At 39.6% G+C, this 7,320-nt stretch carries 5 protein-coding genes and 1 pseudogene; all 6 read left to right on the top strand.

Annotated features, from left to right (window positions below; translation table 11 throughout):
- Positions 1 to 1,261 precede the first annotated feature (1,261 nt).
- Positions 1,262 to 1,684 (top strand): type III PLP-dependent enzyme domain-containing protein, encoded by a 423-nt coding sequence (locus BN338_RS13750; protein ID WP_156809210.1) that lies wholly within the window; start codon positions 1,262 to 1,264, stop codon positions 1,682 to 1,684.
- The gene (locus BN338_RS00540) at positions 1,656 to 2,117 is read left to right on the top strand and encodes a type III PLP-dependent enzyme domain-containing protein (protein ID WP_156809208.1); all 462 of its coding nucleotides are present in this window, start codon (positions 1,656 to 1,658) and stop codon (positions 2,115 to 2,117) included. The genes BN338_RS13750 and BN338_RS00540 overlap by 29 nt, the downstream gene beginning before the upstream one ends.
- A 494-nt stretch (positions 2,118 to 2,611) precedes the next feature.
- The gene (locus BN338_RS00535) at positions 2,612 to 4,039 is read left to right on the top strand and encodes a glutamine synthetase family protein (protein ID WP_039758048.1); all 1,428 of its coding nucleotides are present in this window, start codon (positions 2,612 to 2,614) and stop codon (positions 4,037 to 4,039) included.
- Between the two features lie 11 nt (positions 4,040 to 4,050).
- Positions 4,051 to 5,334 carry an NAD(P)/FAD-dependent oxidoreductase gene (locus tag BN338_RS00530; RefSeq protein WP_039758047.1) on the top strand — a complete coding sequence of 428 codons (1,284 nt, stop codon included), beginning with the start codon at positions 4,051 to 4,053 and terminating at the stop codon, positions 5,332 to 5,334.
- A gap of 120 nt (positions 5,335 to 5,454) precedes the next feature.
- A pseudogene (zwf, locus tag BN338_RS00525) lies at positions 5,455 to 6,929 on the top strand (glucose-6-phosphate dehydrogenase).
- Positions 6,930 to 6,939: 10 nt separating this feature from the next.
- On the top strand, positions 6,940 to 7,320 hold a 381-nt coding region (locus BN338_RS00520), incomplete at its 3' end, for a 6-phosphogluconolactonase (protein ID WP_039758045.1).

The following is a 7,320-nucleotide window of genomic DNA, read 5'->3' as shown; positions in this document are numbered from 1 at the left end:
GCACACAAGCTATTGACTTTATTGTTTTTTTATGTAATATTCGGTTTCTATCCGCAGCTGCGCATAACGGTGTCGCTAAATAATCGAAGCATCTGTCGATGCTGTAGGCTGGACGGTTTTAGCCCTTTTTGTGCGTAAGACTTATGCAGTTGCGACGTGATAGCCAGATTGTTGATTGCATAGAGGTTGATGGTTTCAGGGTGAAGCTCGCTGGCTTGCTTCAGATTGTATAATAGTTCTTCGGCTTGCTGGCTGTGCATGCCATATAGTAGGTCGAAACCGGCATGTCCAATTATCTCTTGTGACTAGGCCACGGTATTTTTGATTTGTTCACGTGTTGAGGTAAGGTTAAACAATGATCGGAAACGCTCAATGAAACTCTGTACACCGAAGCTTATCCGGTTAACGCCGATCTCACGGGCAGCATAAAGTTTATCACGTGTGACGCTCTTCGGTTCGCTTTCCAGTGTAAACTCGGCTAAGGAAGAGAGCTCAAATTCAGCATGCAATACTTTTCCTATGTGTGGCGGATATGATCTGCGGACAAGAGCGACGGTGTCCGCCCCCTATATAGATGCTGCGGATGGGACCTCTAAGCGAGCGAATGAAGTTTCCTTTGTTTCTGATCTCTGTGGTAAGCGCTGACATATAAGATTCGATTTGCTTAACGTGCTTGTAGGCTCCTTTCTGAAAGTGACAGAAGAAATAGATGGTTTCACAAAAGGGAATATGCAAATAAAGAGAAACAGTCCGCGCTTGTGGAATCTGCTTACTCTGCGCTAGCTTATTAAAGTCTAGGTAATTGTAAAATTCATTTGAAATAGTGCGAAATAGCGGATATGTAAAGTTGTAAATCGGCTTGAGTTGATCGAACTTCACAAAAGGATGATCCACGAGTTGCATAGCTTACCTCCCCCAATTTCTTAACTCGGAATATATTATTGACGGGCGACTAGTGACCCAATCGTCCGAGTGTATTACCAAAGATTTTCACGGAGCATAATGAATCCTCCTTTTTAAGAGGCAAGGTAAAGATAAAAAAATGTCTATTTATAAAAAAACTTTCTCTTGCAGTCTTATGGTTTGATATTGTAATTGGTATCCTGTTTTACGTGGTCGGGCTATGAATGCCTAGAGCGAGAAAAAGCAGGGTATTTTAATGGACGTGCGGGGCATCATTGTTATGTTGCTGGGACTTGGAATTTGCGTCTGATTATGAAGTATCATTAGCGCAAAAAGATGGTTTTAAAGATAGAGATACATTTTTAATATCCCTGTAAAACTTCGAAAAGAGATAGAATTATCTATTAGAAAACATATAAATATCCAGTGTGATAATATTATCGAATTACATGACATCATCGTTCTTGCCCGCCATTTTGACTTATTACCTAAAATCTCATTGAGATTGTGCCATGTACTGGCAAACGGGGATAGATCGCGTTTTGGTATGACTGCGGCGAAGTTACGTGCCGCATTATCTTTGCTAGAATCCAATAGGATTAGGCTTAATGGGGTGCATTTGTATGTGGGCTCTAATTTGAATTCGACTGAGTTAATAGTATCCACCTTAACTAAGGCTGGAGAGGATATTTACGCATTGAAGGATCAGATAAATTTTTATCAGTCTAGGTGGGGGATATCCAACTTCCACAGTGTTCTGCGATGCCGTGACGGTCAATGACGAATACTCTCGTAAAATTTATGAGGCATTATCACAATTGGGTTGTGGTTTACATAAGCTTACGGTAATTATTGAATCTGGGCGTATTATATCTGAAGGTTATGGTTATTTATTTTCAAATATTAGCTCTATAAAAGAACGGAATGGTACGAACTTAATTACAACTTGGGCTCTGAGGACGTGTGCTCAGTCTGCACAGTATCACGGGAATAGAGTGCTACAAATTTCGTCTTTTCGAAATATGAGCGGTGAATTTAGTTTAGCGGATGTCGTTGGTTCAAATTGTTATGAGTATGATATTCTTGTGAGAGATATATCTATCCCATTGGATTTATCCTTAGATGACAAATTTATGCTGTCGGCATGTGGGAGCTATGATAGCATAAATGCGCCGATTGGATTCGAATGTGGCCTCAAATTATTATTTTTTTGAAGAAAATGACTATTCGTATGGAGTTTATCGCTTTGCTTATTAGTATTGTACTTTGTTAGAGCGCATCTAGTCATAAAGTGCTTTCTGGTTTATGGTGAATCTTTAGTTGCGAGTGGGTAGTTTGGTAGGAGGCTATTCCAAAGTGTGGTCGTTTTAGAGGCGCTGCGATAGTTGCTGTCGAATAAAGGAGATATCCTGCAGTTGTATAAAACCTAGTGCGGTGCAAAATGTTCATGCTTATTTGTAAAACATATTTAATTTGATTCGTCGATCTTTTATACTGGTCAAAAGTTAGCACCAATTTATCGCGTGCAGGACCATTTTCCTATCGTGTTTGATGCAATAAGCAGCTTAGAATGATGATAAGAACGATTTTAGCTTAATAGATGTTATGCATTCTATAAAAGTTAAATTGATTAAGATTTTTTTGTGACATTTATGCATAGGATGGTACCATAATAACGGAAATTGATTGTGTTTTAAGTTGGTGTGTTATGGCTGTGAAAAATGGTAAACAAATAAAAAGTAAGGGTTCTAAGCCTGTTTCCAGTTTTCTTAAAAATTTACGTGGTGTAAACAACTGGCAGCAAGTTTTACAATGGCTTTCTTTTCGTAATGTAGAAGATATCGAGTGTATCACACCTGATCAGGCGGGCGTGCCGCGTGGCAAGATGATGCTTTCTAAAAAATTTACATCGGCAACATCATTAGCATTGCCTTCAGCGGTTTTTATGGCAACAATTTCAGGAGATTACCCTGAAGATGGTCACGGCTTTGAATATCCCAAAACCGATGGTGATTTGCGTCTTGAGCCTGATTTGTCTACGTTAAGTATTGTACCATGGGAAGATGCTCCTACAGCACAGGTGATTTGTGATCTTGTATATCAAAATGGACAGGTCGTCGATTATACACCACGAAATGTTTTGCGAAAAGTAGTCAACTTTTATACGCAAATGAATCTAAAGCCGGTTGTTTCACCAGAAATTGAGTTCTATTTAGTAGAGAAAAATCCCGATCCTGATTATCCTTTAGTTCCTCCCGTTGGTCGTTCTGGACGTTCAATTGGTGGAGGGCAGGGCTATTCGATTGCCGGTGTGAACGAGTTTGATGAGTTTATTGATGATATTTATCATTTTTCGGAAGCGCAAGGATTGGAGATTGATACGCTTATTCACGAGGAAGGGGCAGGTCAGTTTGAAATCAATTTACGTCATGGCGATCCGATTGAATTGGCTGATCAAGTTTTTATGTTCAAGCGAACAATTCGTGAAGCAGCACTTAAACATAATATGTATGCAACTTTTATGGCTAAGCCCATTCAAGGGCAGCCGGGTTCTGCGATGCATATTCACCAATCAGTCGTTGATAAGAAGACAGGGATGAATATTTTTACGCAGGAAGACGGTGGAGAAAGTATTTGTTTTCGCCATTTTATTGGTGGGTTACAAAGACATATGGCGGGAGGACTTGTCATGCTTGCTCCTTATGTCAATTCTTATCGACGTCTTATGCCCGATGTTTCAGCACCTGTTAATTTGCGATGGGGATATGATAACCGTACCACAGCATTTCGTGTCCCTCGTTCTGTTCCTCAAGCGCGACGTGTCGAGAATAGGCTTCCTTCGTCAGATGCGAATCCTTATTTAGCCCTTGCCGCTTCTTTAGCGTGTGGTCTCATTGGTTTACAGCAAAAAATTGAACCGGATGAACCAACAATAAATAATGTGAATGCTGATAATATTGAGTTACCGCGTGGTCTTATTGAAGCGGTTAATTTATTTGAACAAGATACAGAAATACGTGCTATTCTAGGGGATGTGTTTGTTAGTACTTATGCTGCAATCAAACGACAAGAGTTTGAAACCTTTATGGAAGTGATTAGCCCGTGGGAGCGCGAATATCTCTTGCTTAATGTTTGAGGTTTATCACGATGATTGGCTCTAATCCAATTTCTCCAGGGATTTCTTGGTATGAAGATACTTTAAAAGAGCGCCCCTCTTATCCTTCTTTTTGTGAAGATAGACAGTGTGATGTGGTCATTATTGGAGGGGGATTTACGGGACTTTCAGCTGCTTATCATTTAGCGAACGCTGGAGTGGATGTTGTTTTGTTTGAAGCATCACGTTTTGGTGATGGTGCTTCAGGGCGCAATGGTGGACAACTGGGAACGGGACAACGGCAATGGGTCGAAACATTAGAGAAAAAATATGGTTTTGAGCGCAGTCAAGTGCTGTTTGATTTAGCAGAAGAAGCTAAAAGAGATATTTTATCTTTATGCGCGATGCCTAATTATCCGTGTGATTTGATCGTAGGACAGCTTTCTGTAACCCATAAAAGGCGTGAGCTTCTCTCTTATCAACGGCATATTGAGGCAATGCAGCGTTATGGCTATCACGCGCTTACTTTTATGGATAGGGCTGAAACATCTAAGCGACTTGGATCGTCTTTTTATTGTGGTGGTATTTATGATGCGGATACTGGCCATATAAATCCCTTAAAATTGATTGTTGGATTGGCAAAAAGAGCCAAAGATGCTGGTGCTAAGCTTTATGAGAAAACACAAGTAAAAACCGTGAAACGCAAGGGTACTCGTTGGAAAGTGATCGCAGAAAAAGGGAGTATAACAGCAGAGCATGTTTTACTCGCAACGAATGGATATCAACTCGGGCTTCAGCGTTTTGTTCAAAAAAATATTGTTTCTATTCGCTCTTATATTGGAGCGACGGAACCATTACCTAAGAACAGTTCAATTCTCATGGGGGGTGAATCGGTTGATGATTCCCGTTTTATGGTTCGCTATTTTCGCAAAACTATTGATAATCGTCTCTTATTTGGTGGTGTAGAAAGTTACAATAATAGGAATCCTGTAAATTTAGATGCACGTATAAAACGGCAAATTGCTGAAATTTATCCTCAATTATCCACTATCAATCTCAGCCATCGTTGGGGGGCGACGGTTGCCATTACGGTTGAACGTATGCCTTATGTTCGCCAACTTTTCTCAAGGATGACTTATTGTGGCGGTTATTCAGGACATGGCGTTATGCTTGCTCCTTTTATGGGAAAATTATACGCAGAATGGTTGACTGGAAATCATGAACGTTTTGCCCATTTTCAGGACTTAAAAATTTCATCTTTTCCAGGGGGAAGTGCTTTGCGTTATCCACTTATATTTTTAGCAATGCATTGGTTTTCTTTAATGGATCGTCTTTAACAGAAACATTGATTCAAATATAGAAAATTAATGGCTTATTTAGTATCTGTCTGCTTTAATGATGGAAGTTTTTATAAGTAATATAGGATTGAATAATCGAATAGAAAAATAAATAAGTTCATGGTAAGTAAAATTATTCCAGTCTCTCCCTTTGATTGTATTGTTTTTGGTGGCAATGGTGATCTGGCTTTACGCAAACTTATGCCTGCTCTTTATCATTGTCAGTGCGTTGGGCAATTGAGTGAGCCAACGCGTATTATTGGGGTTGCGCGTTCTGCATGGAGTAATGAAGAGTATCAAAATTTTGTTTGTGCATCGTTAGAAAAACATGTTCATCCAAAAGATCTTAACCAAATTGAACTTCATCGTTTTCTTGCACGTTTAACTTACGTTTCTGTTGATATTACCTCACATCAAGGTTGGCAAGATCTTGCGCTAGTGTTGTCACAAGATTCAGCGGATATTCGAGCTTTTTATTTAGCTGTTGGTTCGTCGCTTTTCGCTGATATTGCGATGAAGTTGGGGAAAAGAAATTTAGTCACACCACAAACACGAGTTATCATTGAAAAACCTATTGGCCGTGATGGGGAAACAGCTGCTAAACTCAATGACATATTTGCAAAAGTATTTCATGAAGATCAAATTTTTCGCATTGATCATTATCTTGGGAAGGAAACTGTTCAAAATTTAATGGCATTGCGATTTGTGAATACACTTTATGAACCGCTATGGAATTCCAACTATATTGATCATGTTCAGATAACCGTTGCTGAATCTTTAGGTTTGGAAGGGCGTACAGAATATTATGAGAGTACTTGTGCTCTACGCGATATGGTTCAAAACCATATGCTGCAGCTGCTTTGTTTGGTTGCGATGGAAATACCATTTATCAACAGTGCTAATGCTGTACGTGATGAAAAACTTAAAGTTTTATATTCTTTAACACCTCTTGATGTTCATAATGTAGAACAACATACTGTACGTGGGCGGTATGGGGCTGGTATATTAAATGGTATTTCTGTAGGTTCTTATCTTGATGATCTTGGAAAAGAGGAGAGTAGGAGCGAAACATTTGTAGCATTAAAGGTTAAGATTAATAATTGGCGTTGGGCAAATACGCCTTTTTATTTACGAACTGGTAAGCGTATGTTCACGCGAGTGTCTGAAATTGTTGTCGTATTTAAACCTATTCCTCATAATATTTTTAATGTAGATTCGGATGAAGTTTTTTCTAATCGACTTGTTATTCGTCTCCAGCCTGATGAAGGAGTCAAACAGTGGTTGATGATTAAAGATCCAGGTCCTGGTGGTATGCGGTTTCGTCATATTCCCTTGGATATGAATTTTGCATCTGCATTTTCCCAGCGTAATCCTGATGCTTATGAGCGCTTATTGATGGATGTTATTCGTGGAGATCAAACACTCTTTATGCGTCGTGACGAAGTTGAAGCAGCTTGGCGTTGGATTGATCTTATTCTTGAGGGGTGGCAAGCAATAAAGCAGCCTATTTATGAATATAGTGCGGGATCATGGGGCCATCTGATTCCGCAGTTTTGATGGAACGTGATAGGCGTATATGGAATAACTTAGTTTAGAGCAATAAGTATGCATGGAATGAATATTGACCGTTTAAATTTTGAAACACCCACAACGCTTGCTTCAGCCTTGGCTGACCGTGTTGCAGCAGAGCTCAGTGTAGCTGTTCTGGAGCGCAAACGCGCAATTCTAGCTGTGTCTGGTGGTAAAACACCAGAATTATTTTTTCATTATTTATCAAAAGCGGATATTGATTGGCAAAATATCATTATTACTTTGGTTGATGAACGTTTTGTCCCTATACACGATGAACGCTCAAATGAATATATGGTACAGCGTTATTTGTTACAAAATTTTGCAGCCAAAGCACGTTTTGTGGGACTTTATCATAAGGCACGCACCGTTGAGCTTGCTGCTTTTTCAGCAGCAAGTCGTGTTAATACTTTGCCT

It is taken from the genome of Bartonella queenslandensis AUST/NH15 (genome assembly GCF_000312585.1).
Lineage (GTDB): Bacteria > Pseudomonadota > Alphaproteobacteria > Rhizobiales > Rhizobiaceae > Bartonella > Bartonella queenslandensis_A.
Note: the sequence above shows the minus strand (reverse complement) of the source record. Positions and strands in the feature narration are given on the sequence as shown.

Excerpts from the sequence above, each read along its gene's own strand:
- BN338_RS00535 (WP_039758048.1), top strand. The coding sequence starts at position 2,612 with ATGGCTGTGAAAAATGGTAAACAAATAAAAAGTAAGGGTTCTAAGCCT.
- BN338_RS00530 (WP_039758047.1), top strand. The coding sequence starts at position 4,051 with ATGATTGGCTCTAATCCAATTTCTCCAGGGATTTCTTGGTATGAAGAT.